This window comes from Dyella sp. 05T440, from assembly GCF_056395965.1.
This window is the reverse complement of record NZ_JBFTKN010000038.1, coordinates 1-475: the sequence shown is the minus strand read 5'-3', so window position 1 is coordinate 475 and position 475 is coordinate 1. Positions and strand designations below refer to the sequence as shown.

Here is a 475-nt window from a genome sequence, read left to right as displayed (position 1 = left end):
TGTCACACGCGGGCGTTGCAAAGGCGACATGCTGGCCGCTCCTGACCGGGAGGCCCGCATGACCCAGCCGTTCCAGCTTTCCCTGGCCCCGCGCCAGCTGACCCAGACCATCAATCCGTGGTCGTGGAGCTTCGGCGACTTTTCCCTGTTCACCGTCAATCTGGGCCAGTCGCGCAGCCCCGAGGTGGAAAGCCGCGTGCTCGACGAGGTGGGCAGCTACGGCCGCCAGATCGGCCGCATCAGCGAGGCGCTGCTGGCCCTGGTCGACTGGGCCGAAAAGCAGCCGGACGCTCCGTCCAGTCCCGCCTTCCAGGCCCTGCGCGACCAGGTGGCCCACGTGGCCCTGATCAAGAAGGCGGTCGAGGCCGAGAAGGCGGGCGGCTAGCCGGCCTTGCGCAGGGCGTGCAGGCGAAAGCCGCCCCGCACGCCGGCGATGAAGCACAGCAGCGCCAGCACGCTGAGGGTGAGGCTGAGG

At 69.7% G+C, this 475-nt stretch carries 1 protein-coding gene; it reads left to right on the top strand.

What is annotated here, in order from left to right; all coding sequences use genetic code 11:
• A partial coding sequence (locus tag AC1DE1_RS20850; protein WP_477179349.1) for a hypothetical protein occupies nucleotides 1-385 on the top strand: 385 nt, incomplete at its 5' end.
• Between the last annotated feature and the right edge of the window lie 90 nt (nucleotides 386-475).